The organism is Aeromonas sp. 55A (assembly GCF_051919665.1).
Taxonomy (GTDB): Bacteria; Pseudomonadota; Gammaproteobacteria; order Enterobacterales; family Aeromonadaceae; genus Aeromonas; species Aeromonas veronii.
The window spans coordinates 2,706,665-2,723,805 of the sequence record NZ_JBQBEH010000008.1; the positions used below are offsets into that span (position 1 = coordinate 2,706,665).

17 protein-coding genes are annotated in these 17,141 nt (G+C 60.6%); 4 read left to right on the forward strand and 13 right to left on the reverse strand.

What is annotated here, in order from left to right; genetic code table 11:
• The first annotated feature begins 186 nt into the window (after positions 1 to 186).
• Complete coding sequence (locus ACTG2G_RS16670) at positions 187 to 1,722, forward strand: diguanylate cyclase domain-containing protein (protein WP_421386174.1); 1,536 nt, start codon at positions 187 to 189, stop codon at positions 1,720 to 1,722.
• 247 nt (positions 1,723 to 1,969) lie between these two features.
• Positions 1,970 to 2,392: a glycine zipper domain-containing protein gene (locus tag ACTG2G_RS16675; protein ID WP_439985644.1), complete on the forward strand. Its 423-nt coding sequence runs from the start codon at positions 1,970 to 1,972 to the stop codon at positions 2,390 to 2,392.
• 96 nt (positions 2,393 to 2,488) lie between these two features.
• Here ACTG2G_RS16675 and ACTG2G_RS16680 read toward each other — a convergent pair whose 3' ends face one another.
• From ACTG2G_RS16680 to ACTG2G_RS16700, 5 genes are all read right to left on the reverse strand, one after another.
• Complete coding sequence (locus ACTG2G_RS16680; protein WP_136501335.1) at positions 2,489 to 3,445, reverse strand: D-2-hydroxyacid dehydrogenase; 957 nt, start codon at positions 3,443 to 3,445, stop codon at positions 2,489 to 2,491.
• Between the two features lie 145 nt (positions 3,446 to 3,590).
• Positions 3,591 to 4,355, reverse strand: a complete 765-nt coding sequence (locus ACTG2G_RS16685) for a DUF3530 family protein (protein ID WP_421386176.1) — start codon at positions 4,353 to 4,355, stop codon at positions 3,591 to 3,593.
• Between the two features lie 134 nt (positions 4,356 to 4,489).
• Positions 4,490 to 5,056 carry an elongation factor P gene (gene efp, locus ACTG2G_RS16690; protein ID WP_005335100.1) on the reverse strand — a complete coding sequence of 189 codons (567 nt, stop codon included), beginning with the start codon at positions 5,054 to 5,056 and terminating at the stop codon, positions 4,490 to 4,492.
• Between the two features lie 45 nt (positions 5,057 to 5,101).
• Positions 5,102 to 6,310, reverse strand: a complete 1,209-nt coding sequence (gene earP / locus ACTG2G_RS16695; RefSeq protein WP_429204380.1) for an elongation factor P maturation arginine rhamnosyltransferase EarP — start codon at positions 6,308 to 6,310, stop codon at positions 5,102 to 5,104.
• A 96-nt stretch (positions 6,311 to 6,406) separates the two neighbouring features.
• Entirely contained in the window at positions 6,407 to 7,450 is a 1,044-nt protein-coding gene (locus tag ACTG2G_RS16700; protein ID WP_005348017.1) for a GMP reductase, read from the reverse strand.
• 381 nt (positions 7,451 to 7,831) lie between these two features.
• Here ACTG2G_RS16700 and rloA3 point away from each other — a divergent pair, with 381 nt between their 5' ends.
• Positions 7,832 to 8,326 (forward strand): retropepsin-like aspartic peptidase RloA3, encoded by a 495-nt coding sequence (rloA3, locus tag ACTG2G_RS16705; RefSeq protein WP_421386178.1) that lies wholly within the window; start codon positions 7,832 to 7,834, stop codon positions 8,324 to 8,326.
• A 38-nt stretch (positions 8,327 to 8,364) separates the two neighbouring features.
• On the opposite strand, the gene ACTG2G_RS16710 is transcribed toward rloA3, so the two are convergent.
• From ACTG2G_RS16710 to ACTG2G_RS16740, 7 genes are all read right to left on the reverse strand, one after another.
• Positions 8,365 to 9,801, reverse strand: a complete 1,437-nt coding sequence (locus ACTG2G_RS16710) for an ATP-binding protein (RefSeq protein WP_421323973.1) — start codon at positions 9,799 to 9,801, stop codon at positions 8,365 to 8,367.
• On the reverse strand, positions 9,798 to 10,484 hold the full coding sequence (locus ACTG2G_RS16715) for a response regulator (RefSeq protein WP_439985909.1): 687 nt from the start codon (positions 10,482 to 10,484) through the stop codon (positions 9,798 to 9,800). Before ACTG2G_RS16715 ends, ACTG2G_RS16710 begins: the two co-directional genes overlap by 4 nt.
• Positions 10,485 to 10,616: 132 nt before the next feature.
• Positions 10,617 to 11,249, reverse strand: coding sequence for a tetratricopeptide repeat protein (locus tag ACTG2G_RS16720; RefSeq protein WP_439985645.1), 633 nt, complete (start codon positions 11,247 to 11,249; stop codon positions 10,617 to 10,619).
• A gap of 1 nt (position 11,250) precedes the next feature.
• The gene (locus tag ACTG2G_RS16725) at positions 11,251 to 12,120 is read right to left on the reverse strand and encodes an SDR family oxidoreductase (RefSeq protein WP_421311450.1); all 870 of its coding nucleotides are present in this window, start codon (positions 12,118 to 12,120) and stop codon (positions 11,251 to 11,253) included.
• A 42-nt stretch (positions 12,121 to 12,162) separates the two neighbouring features.
• A complete protein-coding gene (locus tag ACTG2G_RS16730; protein ID WP_005354042.1) occupies positions 12,163 to 12,816 on the reverse strand; it encodes a TenA family transcriptional regulator in 654 nt (217 codons plus the stop codon).
• Positions 12,813 to 14,279, reverse strand: coding sequence for an AMP-dependent synthetase/ligase (locus ACTG2G_RS16735; RefSeq protein WP_439985646.1), 1,467 nt, complete (start codon positions 14,277 to 14,279; stop codon positions 12,813 to 12,815). Before ACTG2G_RS16735 ends, ACTG2G_RS16730 begins: the two co-directional genes overlap by 4 nt.
• On the reverse strand, positions 14,276 to 14,950 hold the full coding sequence (locus ACTG2G_RS16740; protein ID WP_421386181.1) for a thermostable hemolysin: 675 nt from the start codon (positions 14,948 to 14,950) through the stop codon (positions 14,276 to 14,278). Before ACTG2G_RS16740 ends, ACTG2G_RS16735 begins: the two co-directional genes overlap by 4 nt.
• A 144-nt stretch (positions 14,951 to 15,094) precedes the next feature.
• On the opposite strand from ACTG2G_RS16740, the gene ACTG2G_RS16745 reads away from it, so the two are divergent.
• The gene (locus ACTG2G_RS16745) at positions 15,095 to 15,742 is read left to right on the forward strand and encodes a class I SAM-dependent methyltransferase (RefSeq protein WP_439985647.1); all 648 of its coding nucleotides are present in this window, start codon (positions 15,095 to 15,097) and stop codon (positions 15,740 to 15,742) included.
• Positions 15,743 to 15,781: 39 nt separating this feature from the next.
• Here ACTG2G_RS16745 and ACTG2G_RS16750 read toward each other — a convergent pair whose 3' ends face one another.
• Positions 15,782 to 17,134 (reverse strand): NAD(P)/FAD-dependent oxidoreductase, encoded by a 1,353-nt coding sequence (locus tag ACTG2G_RS16750; protein ID WP_439985648.1) that lies wholly within the window; start codon positions 17,132 to 17,134, stop codon positions 15,782 to 15,784.
• Between the last annotated feature and the right edge of the window lie 7 nt (positions 17,135 to 17,141).

The window sequence follows — 17,141 nt, forward strand, 5'->3', positions numbered from 1 at the left end:
CAATGCAGAGCGGGGTTAACCCGGGGTAACTAGCGTTTTTCCTGTCAGTTGATATTCGTTTGCGAACCTTGATGTTTTGTTAGTATTGGAAATGTCATTAAAGGGGCGTTGAAGTGATATTAATCAATGATTCACTCTCCTTTCTCTCGCACAATCCCGCTATGTTTTCCCCTGTTCGGATGTCATGTGAGCCGCTCGTATCTCAACAAGCGTTACTATGTGCTGGCCCCCCTCTCCGCACTGCTTGGCTTGTTGATCCTGATCGTGACGATCATCATGGCCATTGCCAGCTATCTGCGGGATATCGACATGACGGTATCCGGCTTCGGTCACATGGCTTCCTCCGTTGAGGCGTCCTTGATCCACGAGATGGTGAAGGTCAATGAGCGGCAACTGGCAGTGCTGGAGGGCTCCCTAGACAAGGAGAAGATAGCCCGCGGCGAGCCGGCCGACTCTCCCATCTGGGCTATTGCCCATCAGATCAAGCCCGGCAACCACTATATCTACTTTTACAACCTGAAAGCGGATCGCATCGACAGTTACCCGGAGTGGCTCGCGCCCCCAGGTTATAAGGCAGCGCTGCGCCCTTGGTATCAGGTGACCGCCATGCCGGGCGACGAGCCCGTCTGGTTTGGCCCCTACCCTGAATACAATACTCAGGAGCTGATTCTCAGCCTGATCAAACGGGTGAGGGACGAGCAGGGGCAGTTGCTGGGTCTGCTGATGGTTGACATGTCATTCGACTCGCTGCAGCAGGCGCTGCAGCGCACGGTCGGTAGTAATCAGGCGGCACTCTATCTGACCTTGCGTGACACTGATCAGCTGGTAGTGGGCAGCAATATGGATCTGCTGGCGACCAACACCATCAAGCAGCATCAGAGTCAGCAGTGGCTCGGCCTGGATGTGCTGTGGCATGGGACTTATATCAAGCGTGAGCTGGCGGATATTGGTTGGGATCTCAACATCTATCTGCCGCCAGTACTGTTTCGTGACAGCCTCTACGATGCGTTGCAGATGGTGGTTTTTCCACTGCTCTCTCTGTTTGCCATCTGGTGTTGCAGCCTGAGTCTGCTGGTGCGGATCTTCCGCCAGGAGCAGGAGCTGGTGTCGGGCTCATTGACCGGCATCGTGCGCGATCTGGAGCGTTCAGCGCCTGTCAGTGAGCCCAAGACCTGGTTCGTGCGGCGTAGCCTGAACGAGATCGATCAGGTCAGGGCCAGTTTTCTCAAGGGGCAGGATGCGCTGTTGCGGGATCCCCTGACCGGTATCATGAACCGACGAGCCTTCGAGCAGCACAAGGCGGCACTGGAGCAGAGGGGGGCGTGCTTCTGGCTGCTGCTGTTTGATGTCGATCACTTCAAGGGGATCAACGACAGCCAGGGCCATGCCTTCGGCGATCAGGTGCTGTGTCGGGTGGCCAACTGTCTTGCTGATGTGCTGGGGGTGAGTACGGTTTACCGGATAGGCGGGGATGAATTTGCCGCTCTGCTGCAACAGCCACAGGATGAGTTGGCGGAGAAACTCGGTTGTCTGCTTGAACTGGTGCGTCAGCAACAGTGGCGTGAACACCATGGGCCGATCACCCTGAGTGCCGGCGGCGCCTGCTATTCTCCTGCCGCCGGCCCTATCTTCGAGCGGGCTGATGCAGCCCTCTACCGCAGCAAGGAGGCTGGCCGGAACTGCTGGCACCTGGCTGAAGGGGTGGCAGGGGGCCTTGACTGACAGCTTTTGTCCCAGCGCGCTGACTATTCGACAGGACGCGGCTGCCAGGTTATCGGTCACTTTGTCGTGACCGTCTGGTTCAATGTTCATTTTCACGTTTTAATTCAATAGGTTGATTCTATTCTTCCTGTGTTGGCTGTGACTGTACTGCCATCGACTGTCGCATCCCTGTTTTCTGTTGGCTGGCGAACCTGATAGCTCTTTGTATAGTGCTGCTGATTATTAATCAGGTTTGACAGGAGTATCCATGGATATGAGTACGCGTGGCATCGGTGCTCTGGCTCTGTTGGGGGCGTTATTGCTGGGCAGCACTGCGGCCCACGGTTCGGAAACTCTCAACACCATTCTTGGTGGCGGGGCGGGCGGGGTGGCGGGCTCCATGATCGGCAAGGAGTTGGGGGGAGATACCGGTGCGCTGGTAGGTGCGGCCATTGGCGGCGCGGTGGGGGCGCTGGGCGGTGCCGCTATCGGCAAGAGTGTTGGTGGCGATACCGGTCAGCTGATCGGCGCCGGGGTCGGCGGGGCGAGTGGTTCGGCCATCGGTGCCAAGACCGGCGATGGCCACCAGAGTCAGGATCGCTATTACGATGATGACGACGATCATCACCATCACAAGCACCACAAGAAGTACAAAAAGCATAAGAAGCACAGATGGCACGACGACAATTGATGCGTGTGCAGTGAGTGCGGAAGATGCAAAACGGGGCCTGTTGGTCCCGTTTTGCATGGTGTGGTCACTCGATTTTGCGGTTACTCGCTTGTGCGGTTACACCAGCCGGTGCTGACGGCGACCGGCGGCAAAGGCGTTGATGTTGTCGATCAGCTGATCGGCGAGACGCTGCATAGACTCCTCGCTGGCCCAGGCCACATGGGGGGTCAGAATGAAGTGAGGGTATTGCAGCGCTTTCATCAAGGGATGGTCGGGGGGCGGGGGTTCGACGCTCGCCACATCGAAACCGGCGCCACCGAGGCGGCCGTTGGCCAGCGCTTGCAGCAGCGCCTCCTCATCCACCAGCCCGCCACGGCCGACGTTGATCAGCAGGGCGCCCGGTTTCATCAGATCCAGCTCCCGCTCGCCAATCAGGTTGCGGGTGTAGGGGGTGAGCGGGCAGTGCAGGCTGATGACGTCCGAGCTTTGCAGCAACTCGTCGAGGGGCAAGCGATCCTCGTCGTGACTGGCGCCGACCTGGCTCTGGGCGTAACGCACTGTCATCCCCATCCCTTTGGCCCGCTCGCCGAGCGCCTGACCGAGTGTCCCTTTGCCGACGATGCCAAGCTGCTTGCCGTGCAGATCCATGATGTTGTGGTCGAAAAAGCAGAACTGGCCGCTCTGTTGCCAGCGTCCCTCCAGCAGCGACTGGCGCCAGCAGAAGAGGTTGCGCGACAGGGCCAGCATCAGCGCCATGGCGTGCTCCGGCACCGAGGGGCCCGAGTAATTGCGGATATTGCACACCCCGATGTTGGCGGCGCGGCACGCTTCCAGATCCACGTTGTCGCTGCCGGTGGCGGCCAAGGCGATGAGTTTGAGCTCAGGCAGCTGGGCCAGTTCGGCGGCGCCGATCCGTACTTTGTTGATGATGGCGATGCTGGCATCTTTGAGCCGTTCAACCACATGTTCCGGGGCCGTGCAGGGATAACTCTGCCAGTGGTGGGGAAAGTCGGGGTGATGCAGGGTGATGCCCGCATCCAGGGTATCGCTGTCGAGAAATACGATTTGCTGCATGGACCTTCCTGCCATTGTTCAGGTTCGAGAGGCCATGATGCCAAAGAGGATGCAGTCAGAGCCAGCCCATCGCCGTGGTAGGGTTGGGCTTTATCCGGCAGATGTGAGCTGGCGCGCGCTTTATTGCGCCACGGTGGCGGCCGGTTTAGAGCCAGCCCAGATGGTTGAGCCAGCCCTGAATGCGGGTGGGGGTTTCCTCCAGCTCCATCAGGGCGTAGGGGCGATAGTTGAGCTTGTGGCTGCGTCGGCTCTCGGTCTGGCGTGCTTCGGCCGCCAGCAGGGGCCAGCGACCGCCATCCTCCTGATAGAGGTCCAGGGTGGGGATGGCCGCCTGAGCCACCTGTTTGGCCAGGGTCTGGTTGCTCTGCTGATTAGGGAAGAAACCATCGAGCAGCACCAGTGCATCGGGGGCAGGCAACTGTTCGCTGGCGATGAGGTTGGCAGTCCAGGCGGCGCCGGTACCTTGCGCCAGGATCAGCTTGAAGCCCCCCTCCTGCAGCTTGGCATCGGCCAGCTTGCTGATCCGCTCGGCAAACTGCTTGCGAAATGCATCGCTGTTTTTCGCTTTTTTCTCGGCGGCTGGGTCCAGTTCGGTCTGCTGGGGGGAGGGGAGCAGCAGCAGGGTATCAAAGCCCAGTCGACCGAGGGCGCGAGTCAGTTGCCAGAGCTGGCCGCTGCGCTGCCAGTCGGGCAGTAAAATGGCGAGCCCCAGATAGTTTTCACTGTCGTGTTTGGCGAACAGCACCGTCTGCTTGTCGATCTGGGTAGCATCGGGCAACCCTTTCCAGTCGCTGGCTTGCCAATGGTCGAGGGGCATAGGTTCGGCAACGGGGGGCGCAACCTCGCTCGCCTCTGCCCCATGGCCAGCCAGCAAGGTCAATAACAGCAGTGATAAGGATAATCTGGCCATAGTGTGCTCCCCCGGTTATCTGGGTTAGCGGCGGCGGCGGGATTTTCTGAAGGCGGGTGGTGTGATGGCAACTCGGAGGCAATAAAAAAGCGAGCCGGTGGCTCGCTTTTTTGTAATCAATTCAAAGCGGTCAATTAGTTGACGCGACGCTTGAATTCGCCGGTGCGGGTATCGATTTCGATCTTGTCACCGATCTCTACGAAAGCGGCAACAGCCAGCTCGTAGGTAGTGCCTTTCAGACGGGCAGGCTTGGTCACTTTACCGGAGGTGTCGCCACGGGCTGCCGGTTCGGTGTACTCAACTTCGCGCACGATAGTGGTCGGCAGTTCTACGGAGATGGCTTTCTCGTTGTAGAAAGTCACTTCACACAGATCTTCCATGCCGTCTACCAGGTAGTTCAGCACGTCACCCAGGTTGTCTTTCTCTACGTCGTACTGGTTGTACTCGGTGTCCATAAAGACATACAGGGGGTCGGAGAAGTAGGAGTAGGTGCACTCTTTACGTTCCAGCTGAACAACGTCCAGCTTGTCGTCGGCCTTGAAGACGGTCTCGGTAGCGCTGCCGTTCAGCAGGCCCTTCAGCTTCATTTTGACCACGGCGGAGTTACGGCCGGATTTGTTGAATTCAGCCTTCTGAACCACCATCGGCTCGGTGCCGATCATGACTACGTTACCAGCGCGGATTTCCTGAGCGGTTTTCATGTAAAAAATTCCTGTTCGTGAAACGGACGGATAAAAACTGCCAGATTATATACGGCTTTCCAGAAATTTCACCAACCTCGTGACGAGATCCCCATCCCGGAGCAGCTTCTGTGACCAGAGTCGCCCATGTTGCTGCCAAATCGCGCTGTATTGCGGCCATTGGGCCCAGAGTTCGCGGCAATCTTCACCACGGTTGAGAGCCAGATTGAAGCAGCGCAGCCATTGGGCGCAATCGGCAGGCAGATCAGCAAGATAGTGGTCGAGGAACTGCTCCAGCTTGATCAGATGGGCCTCCTCCTCCTGTTGGTAGATATGCCAGAGGAAAGGACGTGCTGCCCACTGGGCCCGCACGAAGGAGTCCTCCCCGCGCACCAGATTGAGATCGCAGCTCCACAGCAGTCGATCGTAACCAGCCTGATCGGTCATCGGCAGCAGCTTGATGGTGAGGTTGCCCGAGTGGAGCAGATCCCCCGCCTTGGCGGTGGTGATGGTATCTTCAAGGCTTGCGCCGCGCAGCACATCTTGCAGCGAGCGCCCCAGCGGCAACAGCAGGGTGACGGGCGTGGAGCTCTGGCACCAGCTCTCGACTAGGCTTTGCAGCGCATCGCTCTCGTAGGTAAAGAGGCTGACCCGCAGCTCGTTCTCTTGTCTGGGCGGCAAACCGAGGCTGGCCCAGTAGGCTGCCAGTCCCGCATCATCTTGCTGCCACTGCTCCCGTTCGGTGATGAGGTCATGCTCGCACAAAAGGCCGCCGGTTTTAGCGGTAAAGCCCGGGAAGAAGAAGTATTTGTTGAGGCTCTGGTTGCCAACTCGCTGTGGTGAGGCAAGGCCGTGGCAATCCTCGACCCAGCTCTCCGCCGAGAGGTACTCCAGATTGATCCAGCAGGGGGGCTTGGGTTGGCTCGCCATCAGTTCGGCCATTCGTTCAATGAAGGGGGCGGGCAGTTCGCAGGCAAAGGCCTCGATCACCACTCTGGCCGGTGTCATGTCGGTCGGCAGGGTCTCATGCCAGTGCTGGATATAGATCCCATCGACCCACTGACCATCCTGCGCTGGGTCGAGCCCGGGGCAGATGCGGGCGAAACTTGCCAGATCGTCCACCCAGAGCCGCACCTGAACCTCATTGCCATGTGCCGCAATATTCCCCTCCCGTTTTAGCTGGCGGGCGAGTCGCCAGGTGACGCCGATGTCGCCGAAGTTGTCGACGACGCAGCAGAAGATATCCCAGTCAAACGGGGGCAGGGGAGTGGTCATGGCTCGGGGTTCCAAATGCAAAAAAACCGGTGCGCAGGGTAGCACACCGGTTGACTGGCTTCTAACCGTCAGCGCGTGACGGCGGTCTGTGGCAGGTTACTCCTTGCCGTAGACGTTGTTCTCTTGCTCGCGTACCCGGATAAAGGTGGTGCGCTTGGTGAGCTCTTTCAGCTGGCTGGCTCCGACGTAGGTACAGGTGGAGCGCACGCCGCCCAGAATGTCGCGCACGGCGTTCTCGACCGGGCCGCGGTAGGGCAGCAGCACGGTTTTACCCTCGGAGGCACGGTACTCGGCGACGCCACCGGCGTGCTTGTCCATGGCGCTGGAGGAGCTCATGCCGTAGAACTTCATGAAGGGTTCGCCGTCTACATCGACGATCTCGCCACCGCACTCCTCGTGGGCTGCCAACATGCCGCCCAGCATGACGAAGTCGGCGCCGCCGCCGAAGGCTTTGGCGACGTCGCCCGGGCAGGTGCAGCCGCCGTCACCGACGATCTGGCCGCCGAGGCCGTGGGCCGCATCGGCACACTCGATGATGGCGGAGAGCTGCGGATAACCGACACCGGTCTTGACGCGAGTGGTGCAGACGGAGCCCGGGCCGATGCCGACCTTGACGATGTCGGCGCCGGAGAGGATCAGCTCTTCGACCATCTCGCCGGTCACCACGTTGCCCGCCAGAATGACGTGGTTGGGGCAGGCTTCACGAATTTTGCGCACGAACTCGACGAAGTGTTCGGAGTAGCCGTTGGCCACATCGACACAGATGAAACGCAGCGCTTCGGACATGGCGAGGATTTGGCGGGTCTTGGCAAAATCTTCAGCCGAGGTGCCGGTGGAAACCATTACATGGCCCAGCAGCGCCGGATCGGTCTCGTTGACGAAAGCTTGCCACTGCTCAAGGCTGTAGTGCTTGTGTACCGCGGTCATCATCTCGAAACCGGCCAGCGTGCGTGCCATGGCAAAGCTGCCGACGGTATCCATGTTGGCGGCGATAACGGGTACGCCTTGCCATTGGGTCTGAGTGTGTTTGAAGGTGAACTGACGGGTCAGGCTTACTTGGGAACGGCTCTTGAGAGTAGAGCGCTTGGGGCGGAACAGGACATCCTTGAAACCGAGCTTCAAGTCTTCTTCGATACGCATTACAAATTCCTTATTGAGCCTTGTTGAAAGTCACTTTTGCAGTGGCAAATTTTCGGCAGGCGCAAAAAAACCGGTGGTTTTCAGGCCCTCCGGTTTACAACAGTGTAGGCAAAAATCCCTTCAGAACAAGACTGATAATTCGCTCATTGTTGTGGTAGCCTTTGGCGTCACAACCTGAGGTTGGCCACAAGCTTCATCCAGCACCGTTCGGTGCCTTGCTCTCCTTCGATATTCCCGCCCGCTTGGGCCGCCGTTCGGCCACTCTTTGTCATCTCTCTCCCGACCCGACAGGCATTATCCAAGTAACTGAAATAAATCGGATTGACCCACAATGGGACTGTGGTAGATCTGGGCGCAGGATTGACAAGGCAGGGCAGTAAAATGGGCAAGATGATGGTGGGGATCACCCTGATGCTGGCACTGTGTGGCAGTGTGCTGGCAGAGACCCCGACCAGCTATGGCTGGATCGAGAAGGGACTTATTTTGCCCACCGGCGTGGCGGTGAAGATGAAACTCGACACCGGGGCGCTCACCTCTTCCCTCGATGCACGCTCCATCACCAGATTCAAACGGGATGGCAAGCACTGGGTGCGCTTCATGCTGGTGGTGACCGATGCCGACAGCGGCAAACTGGTCAAACAACAGTTCGAACGGCGGGTCGAGCGCAGCGTGACGGTGCGTGGTGCGGGCGGTATGGAGCAGCGGCCAACGGTGACCATGTCCATCTGTCTGGGGGACAAGGTGTATGAGGAGTGGTTCACCCTGCGGGATCGCAGCAAGATGATCTATCCGGTGCTGCTGGGCCGACGTCTGCTGGCGGGGCTGGGTCCGGTTGACTCCAGTCGAACCTTTACCGTGCAGCCAGATTGTCATTGAAAGTAAAGAGCCCGCATCGCGGGCTCTTTACTTATCGCTTATCTTGCCGGCGGCAGCGGGAGCAGCACGCTCACCTCCAGCCCCCCTTCCGGCCGGTTGTGGACATCGAGGTCGGCGCCGTGCAACTGGGCGATGCGCGAGACGATGGCCATGCCGAGCCCCACGCCATCCCCCTGCTGGGGATTGACCCGAAAGAAGCGTTCATACAGCCGGGGCAAGGCGCTGGCGGGAATGCCGGGGCCGTTGTCGCTCACATCCACCCTCACCCGGTTGCCTTCTCGCTGAACCCGCACCCTGATCTCGCCCTCCGGCTGGGTGTAGCGCAGCGCATTGTCGATGAGATTACTGAACAGCAGTTCGAGCAGGGTGGCCTGCCCCATCACCAGCTGCGGCACTTCACACTCCAGCGACAGCTGCTGATCCTTCTTGAGCGCGATGGGAGCCAGCGTCGCCAGGGTGCCTTGCAGCAGATGACCCACCTCCAGCTCGGTCAATACCAACCCCTGCTGGTTGTCGATACGGGCCTGGGTCAGCAGTTGGCGGATCAGCCGATCGCTGCGGTCGAGGGCCTGCAGCATCTTGTGCAGGGATTGCTGGCGGCTCACTTCATCTTCGGCAGCCAGGGCATTTTCACTGTGGATCCGCAGCACCGCCAGCGGGGTGCGCAGCTCGTGGGCCGCCTCGTTGGTGAACTGTTTCTCCCGCTCTATGGTCTCCGCCAGTGCCTGCATCAGGCGGTTGATCTCGTTGGTGAGAGGCGTCAGCTCCTGAGCGCTTATTTTGAGGCTGAGGGGGCTCAGGTTGGCGGGGTGACGTTCGCTGATGGCCTGGGCCAGCTGACGAAGGGGGGCCAGCCCGCGGGTGATGAGCCACCAGAGCAGGGCCAGCAGGAACGGCAGGGTGATCAGCAGCGGCAGCATGGTGAGGGTGGCCATCTTGCTGGCCAGTTCGCTGCGCTCGTCGTCCCGCTCGGCCACCACCAGCCAGGTCTGCTCCTGCTGGTTGTAGAGAGTGAAGGTGCGCCACTGGTGATTATCTTTTTCGACCGTGTCGAAGCCGATGGCCAGGGTGACCAGCGGCTGATCCGGGGCGCTGGGGGCGCGCAGCAGCAAGCCGCCCTTTTCATCGAGCAGCTGGAAGTAGAGATTGCGTTCGAACTCGTGGCCGTAGGGGGTGATCTCCCGATCCTCGCCGGTCAGGTTGAGGCTGGGATCTTTTTGCCACTCATCGGGGTTCTGCGCCTCCCACTCCTGATAGACGGTGCCATTGGCGGGCAACTGCCCCTGCTGGGCCATATAGCGGGCCAGCAGCTGGTTGGTGATGCGCGCCGACTGGGCGAGGCGGGCATCAAACAGCTCCTCCATTTCGTGGCTCGCCTCCATGTAGCCGATAAAGGCGCTGATGGTAAGACTCAGGCTCACCAGCGTCAGGATACCGGTGAGCAGAAAGCGGCGAATGGAGCGGGGACGTTTCATCGTGCGGGTGTCCGGCTTGGCTGTTCGAGCTGGGGAATGATGTATCCGACCCCGCGAATATTGCGGATAAGGTCGCTGTAGAACTTCTTGCGCAGATGGTGGATATGCACCTCTACCGCGTTGCTCTCGGCCCCTTCATCCCAGCCGTAGAGGCTCTGTTGCAGCTGATCCTTGCTCAGCACCCGGCCGCTCTGGCTGATCAGCTCCTGCAGCAGCTTGTATTCGTGGGGGGTGAGTTTGACCGCCTCCCCCTGATAGGTGACCTGCTGGGATTCTGGATAGATGAGGATGTCGCCATACTCCAGTACCGCCTGAGACTGCCCCTTGCTGCGGCGAACCAGGGCTCGCAGACGGGCGTTGAGCTCCTGCAGGGCGAAGGGTTTGACCATGTAGTCGTCGGAGCCGGCATCGAGGCCGACCACCCGATCGTCCAGCGCATCGCGGGCGGTGAGGATCAGCACCGGCAGTTGGTGTCCTTCACGCCGCAACTTGCGCAGCAGGCTGAGGCCATCGATGTCGGGCAGATTGAGATCGAGGATCAGGGCGGCGAACTCGTCGCTCTTGAGGGCTGCCAGAGCGGGCAACCCCTGTTGCAGCCAGTCCACCGTATAGCCGCTATGGCGCAGTGCATCCTGCATACCATCCCCCAGCATCACATCATCTTCCACCAGCAGGATCCGCATTCTTTTCTCCCTTGGTTTGTTGGGTGTGGCGATCTGGCTCAGCGCCAGGGCGTGCCGTGGCATAAACAACCCTGCACACCAGTATGCAAGCTGGTGGGCAGAGTTTAAATAGTTCTTTGATCCATCAGGGTTTTATAGCTTGGCCAGTCGATCGCGGATCTCCATTCTGCGCCCTTCGTCGGCCACTTCGCGGCCCGGGCGGGCCGGGGCGGCCAGCGCCTTGTCGAGATAGGTTTTGGCCTCGGCTTTGCGACCCAGATCCAGCAGGAAGTCGCCATAGAAGAAGTTGGGGTCGATGCCATCCGGATTGATGGACAGCGCCTGCTTGAGCAGCTGCTCCGCCTTTTCGTCATCGCCAAAGCCGACCGGCCACCCGGGCACCTGATAGTAGAGGGAGCCCAGACTGGTGTAGGCGGAGCCGTCCAGCGCCTTGGGATCCTGTTTGAGTGCCAGCTCCAGCTTGGCTTTGGCCTCTTTCACCAGACCCAGTGCCCCCAGCCCCCCTTTGGCCCCCGCCCAGGTGCTCTTGACGATGGCCGACCAGATCAGCAGATCGGCGCGAAAAGGCTCCTTGGCGCTGGCCGCTTCGGCCTGGGTGCTCAAGGTTTCGAGGCAGCTCTCTTTCGCCTTGCCGCTCTGTTGATACTGGCAGACGGCCCACTGTTGCTGGATGGGGACGAGGGCATCATCCGCGGCCATGACCGAGGAGGACCCCAGCAGGATGGCGATGGCACAAGAGGTCACTGATTGACGGAAAAAGTTCATATTAATGCTCCTTCTTGGTCGGGATCGGGCGGGACAAGTCTGGTTGTGGCGCACTGTTTGCGCCGGCATCAGCCGTCCCTGGCTGAAGATGACGGGCATAACGTTTGATGATCGGCAGCTGTCTGGCCAGCGCCTTGTCGACAATGCCGGGCAGCAGGGCATTGAGCCGCACGAACAGTTTTTCCGGCCAGCCGAGCCAGCTGCGGCGGGTTTCGTTGCACAGGGCGATGACCGCCTCTTCGGCCACCTCCTGCGGGCTGTCGGTCTGGGTTCCGAGCGCTGCATTCATCTCGTAGGCGGCCTCGGAGTTGAGCTTGGTGCGGGTGGCGCGGGGGGCAAAATGCAGCACCTTGATGCCACTGCCCTCCAGCTCCCGTCCCAGCGCTTCGCTAAAGCCGCGCAGGGCAAATTTGCTGGCGCAGTAGACGCTGTAACCGGGGTAGCCGATGCTGCCCAGGCTCGAGCCCATGTTCATGATGATCCCCGGCTTGCGCATGGTTGGCAGCAGGGCACGGGTGAGCTGGATGGGCGCCTCGATATTGAGCAGCAGCTGGCGCTCCACCTGCTCAAAGCTCTGATCTTCCAGCCAGGCAAACTGGTTGCAGCCAGCGTTGTTGATCAGGATGTCGATCCCATTCTCCAGCGCAGGGTGTTGCAACAGCTTGGCCCGCTCCTGCGCAGAGCCGAGGTCGGCGAGCACCACCTGATGGCGCTCGGGATGAGGCAGTGACTTGCACAGCCGCTCCAGTGCCGGGCCGCGACGTCCGTGCAGCAGCAGGTGGGCCCCCTGGGCCGCCAGTTCCTGCGCCAGCTCTTCACCTATGCCACCGCTGGCGCCGGTGAGCAGCACGAGTTTCCCTTCAAGGTTCATGGTATGGATTCCCTTTTTGCTGTCTGCTGATCCGCTGCCGACTTACGGTGTGGCGGTGAGGTTGTAGAGCATCTCGCCATAGAGGCGGTAGACCACCTTGGCCCCGTGGATGATGGCGGCCTGATCTGCCGGGCTCTCGACCTTATCCATCAAGGATTCAAAGAACTTGAGGTGCTCCTGATCCAGGGCGCCGTGGGAGCTCAGGTAACTCATCGCCTGCGGTGGCAGGCCGAGTCCCTTTTTCAGCTGGTCGGCGACGGTGAGAGCGATGGCGACGCTGGTGCCTTCCAGTACCTGCACCATGCCGAAGAAGCCCATGGGGTTGCCGCGCTGGATCTGGTCGTAGAGGAAGGCGACCATCAGCTCGATGGGCAGCCCCGGCTGGCCGTGGCGCACCGCCTCGGCATCGCCGCCACAGGCGCGGATATCGTTGAGGATCCACTCCTGATGGCCATACTCCTCGTCGATGTACTCGGCAATGGCGCCACGCACCCACTCGTACTCCTGACCCAGCTTGCCGCCGGTTGCCATCAGGAGTGGAACTGTGTGGCGCACGTGGTAGTAAGCCTGCGCCAGAAAGGCGAGATAGGTGTCACGGCTGATATCGCCACGGCGGCAGGCTTCGATAATGGGGGCGTTGAACAGATGCTCACGCTCCTGAGCTGTGGCTTGTTGCAGAGTCTGGTAGAAGCTCATGACGATTCTCCTGTAAGGCATTGGCTGATTTGCCGGGAAAAGTGTTGGTAAATCTCGTTGCGACGGGGGCGCCCGTTGGCGGTCAGCAGCCCGGGATGTTGATCCAGCGCCACCGGCAACCAGTGGTGCAGCCGGGCATAATCGGGCAGCCGCTGGTTCAGACCTGCGATCTGGCGTGGCAGATCCGCCTCTTTGCCCGGCAGGGGCTGGATCAGCGCCACGTTGGCGGGTTGACCATCGCCAAACACCACGATGCGGGCGATGGCGGGGCAGAGCTGTGCTTCGGCCTCCACCCACTCGGGGGAGAAGTTGCGGCCAAAGGCGGTGATCTGGACATTCTTCTTGCGCCCGGTGATATGGAGGTAGCCTTCTTCATCGAGGTGGCCCAGATCGCCGGTGGCGATCTGTTCGGGAGTCGGTTCGTTGCTGCCGAGATAGCCCAGCATGGCACTGCCGCTCACCATAATTTCGCCGTCGCTGGCGATGGTGACCTGGCAGTGGAGCAGGGGGCGGCCGATGCTGCCGAGCTTGTCAGCATCCGGGCTGTTGAGCGCCACCACGGAGCCACACTCCGAGAGGCCATAACCTTCATATACCGGCAGTCCGAGCTGGCGGGCATGTGTGATCAGGTCGGGGGCCACCTTGCCGCCACCGACGGCAATAAAGCGCAGGCTCTTGAGCTGCTGGGCCAGCGTCGGGGTGCTGGTGCAGAGCGCCAGCAGCAGGCGCAGCAGTTCGGGCACCAGCACCAGACTGTGGGTCGGCCAGCGCAGCAGGGCTTCCCCCAGCATGGCTGGATTGAGCGAACTGGAGCCGGTGAAACCGAGCTCCCCGAGGGATGGAATGCGGCTGCAGGCGCCGGTCAGCAGCGGCACATAGAGGCCGGTGATGTTCTCAAGCAGGGTCGCCAGCGGCAGCAGGGTCAGGTGTTTTTCTACCTTGGCTGGCGCGACTCGCTCGGCCAGCGCATGGCTTACCGCCATCATCTGGGTCAGTGACAGGCAGACGCCCTTGGGCTGGCCCGTGGTACCGGAGGTGTAGGTGATCTTGGCGGTACCCTTGGGCAGCGCCGGTCGATTAGCCGGTATGTGGCGCCAGAGTGGCAGCTCGCCGGTGATCAGCGAGAGCGGCTCGGCGGCATGCCACCCCTGATGATGTGGGCCCACCAGCGCATCGGCACCGCTGCTCTCCAGCAACCAGGCCTGCTGGGCCTGACTGAAGAAGTGGGGCACCGGGATGACAACGATACCGGCGCGGGTGCAGGCGAGATCCAGCAGTGCCCAGGGCAGGCCGTTGTCCAGTTGCAGCGCCAGACGGCTGATGTCGAGCTGTTGCAACTGGCTGGCCAGACGCTGGATCTGTTGCCACAGGGTCTGGTAATCGAGACGCTGCTGGCTGCTCAGCAGCGCAGGGGATTGCGGATCCTCGTGGGCATGTTTGGCGATGGCGTCGAACAGGCTCATTGGGCGCACCTTTTTTGATGGGGCTGGTTATCACTGCTCTTGCCGGCATCGTCAAACAGGGTAGGCATGGGAGCCAGCAGATTGAGCAGCAGGCTGCGCTGGGCCAGCACCTCGCGCCCCTGATTGATGTCGCCCACCATCACCTTGGGTTGGCAACGGTAGTACTCACCCCAGGCGTCGGCGTCGGCCCCCACCTGATGGGCCTGTGCGGGGGCCAGCTCCACCGGGTTGAGTTGCAGCCGGGCAAAGCTGTTGCGCAGCTTGGCAGTGCCGGTAAAGACCACGTAGTCGAGGGCGTTTTCACACAGCAGGCGACACAGTGCCGCGAACATCAGGCGGGCATTGCCCGGTTCGCTGCAGGCCAGATTGCCCACTTCGATAATGCGGTTGCGTACCGGATAGACCCCGAGGCGGGTATTGATGGCGGCCTCGATGGGTTGCTCCAGATACTGTTCCAGATAGAGAGGCCCCTCACTGGCATGATTGAGACCACAGGCACCGACCAGCGTCCCGTCCGCCCGATAGAGCCCCAGCAGACAGGGGAGGAAATGGGGGATGCGGGCGTTGAACTCGAGGGTGTAGGCTGCCTGGATATAGGTTTGCAGCGCCATGACCTGCTGCGGGGACTTGGCTAGCAGCAATCGGTAGGGGGCCTGGATCTCGATGGTCATGGGTGACTCCTTCTCTTGCGATGGTTTGAGAGTAAAAGGGCAAACTTAAGAAACCCTTAAGGAGCAAAAAAAGTTGTCAGCGAGCCAGCGGGCAGGCAATCTGCGCCGCTGTTATCCAACAGGAAGCCCCCAAGAGGAACCGCCATGTCATCCACCGTCAGCTGCCCCCTGTGTGCCAGCCATCGCAGTTATCCCCTGCCGGTGGCGGGCAAACGCTATCATCGCTGCCTCGCGTGCGAGCTGGTCTGGCTGGATGCGGGCGATCATCTGGATGAGGTGGCGGAGAAGGCGGTTTACGACGGCCACGACAACCGGGTGGATGATCCCCGTTATCGCACTTTTTTGATGCGGGCTTTTGGCGAGGTGCTGAGTCGGGTGCCAACTCCTGCAAGTGGCCTCGATTTTGGCTGCGGTCCCGGCCCTGCGCTGGTGGCGATGGGGCGCGAGGCGGGTTACCAGATGGCGGGGTATGACAAGTTCTACGCCGATTTTCCAGAGTTGCTGACGCGTCAGTATGACTTCATCACCAGTACCGAGGTGATAGAGCATATCGCCGAGCCGCGCACGGTGCTGGCGCAGTTGTGGGATTGCCTCAAGCCCGGTGGCCTGCTGGTGCTGCAGACCCAGCGGGTGCTCGGTGACGAGCGGTTTAAAAACTGGCGCTATCGCCACGACCCGACCCACATCGTCTTCTTTGCCGAGGCATCGTTTCAGGTGTTGGCCGCCAGCTGGCAGGCCGAGCTCAGCTTCCCCCACGCCGATGTGGCGGTATTGCAAAAAGGCACGCCCTGAGGCGTGCCTTCGTCTGTTACTCGTCGGGTTCACCCGACGCTACTCCTTGTAGCCCTTGTCCTGCCACTGGTAGTACATCAGGGCAGATTTGACGCCAATTGACTTGAACGGCTCTGGTGGCAGCCACATCGGCAGACTCTGCTCCGCGTGGTTGAACCAGGGGTGCTCCTTGCCTTGATAGAGGCTGGCCACGATGTCGCCAAACAGGAAGGAGAGGTTGATGCCGTGGCCGTTGTAGCCGAGGGCGTAGTAGATGTTCTTGTGATCCCCCATTACCCCTATCGCTTCAGTGCTGTCGCCGGTCATGCCGAGAACCCCGTCCCACACCTGCTCAAATTTGATCCCCTTGAGGGCCGGATAGAGGGTCACCAGCTCGGTCATCATCATCTCGCTGACCCGGTTAAGATCGCCTTTGTAGTTGAGGCCGTCGTTGAAGACGTACTCGGCATTGCCGCCGCCGATGACGATGCGGTTATCCGGGGTCAACACCAGATGGAACAGGATGTTGCGGGTGTCGTAGTAGGGCATCTTGCTTTGCCACTGGATGGCGGCCAGCTGCTTTTTGCTGAGCGGTTCGGTGACGGCGCTCTGAGCGTGCACCGGAAAGACCCGGCCGCTGAAGTAGCCAAGCTTGGAGGTGTAGCCGTTGGTCGCCAGCACTATGCTGTCGGCGGTCACATTGTACTTGTCGGCCACATTGAGCTCGATCTGCTTGCCCTCCTTGATCCCGAGAACCGGGCTCTGCTCATAGATGGTGACGCCCGCCTGCTCCACCGCCTTGCGCAGGGCATTGACCAGTTTCATGGCGTGAACCTGACCACCATTGGGGTCGTAGACCGCCCCCGCGTAGCGGTCGGTACCCAGTTTCTCTTCGGTGGTATCGGCGTTCCAGTACTGGAGCGGGATGCCGAGGCGATTGGCGGTTTTCACATAGTCGCGGTACTCGGCGATATCCTCCTCATCGAGGATCGCCTCCACATAGCCATCGAGCTTGAGATCGGCCTCGACGCCGGTTGAGGCGACCAACGCCTGCAGCTTGCGCATGCTGGCGACGGTGAGATCGTAGTGGCGCTTGCTCGCTTCCCCCTCCTCGTAGAGATCCATCACCTCGGAGCCCGGCAATACCATGCCGCCGTTGCGGCCCGAGGCGCCGCTGTCCACCTGTTTGGCCTCGAAGATAGCGATCTTGAGCGACGGATTGGCCTTGGCCAGATGCCATGCACTGGAGAGGCCGCTGTAGCCACCACCTATGATGGCGATATCCACCTTCATGTCTTGCGCCAGCGGGGCGCTCTCCTCTGCCGGTTTCTCCTTGAACCAGTAGCTGGTGTTGGGCTCAAAGTCGCTCATCTTGGGGCCGCAGGCCGCGAGGAAAAAACAGCTGATGCACATGGTCAAA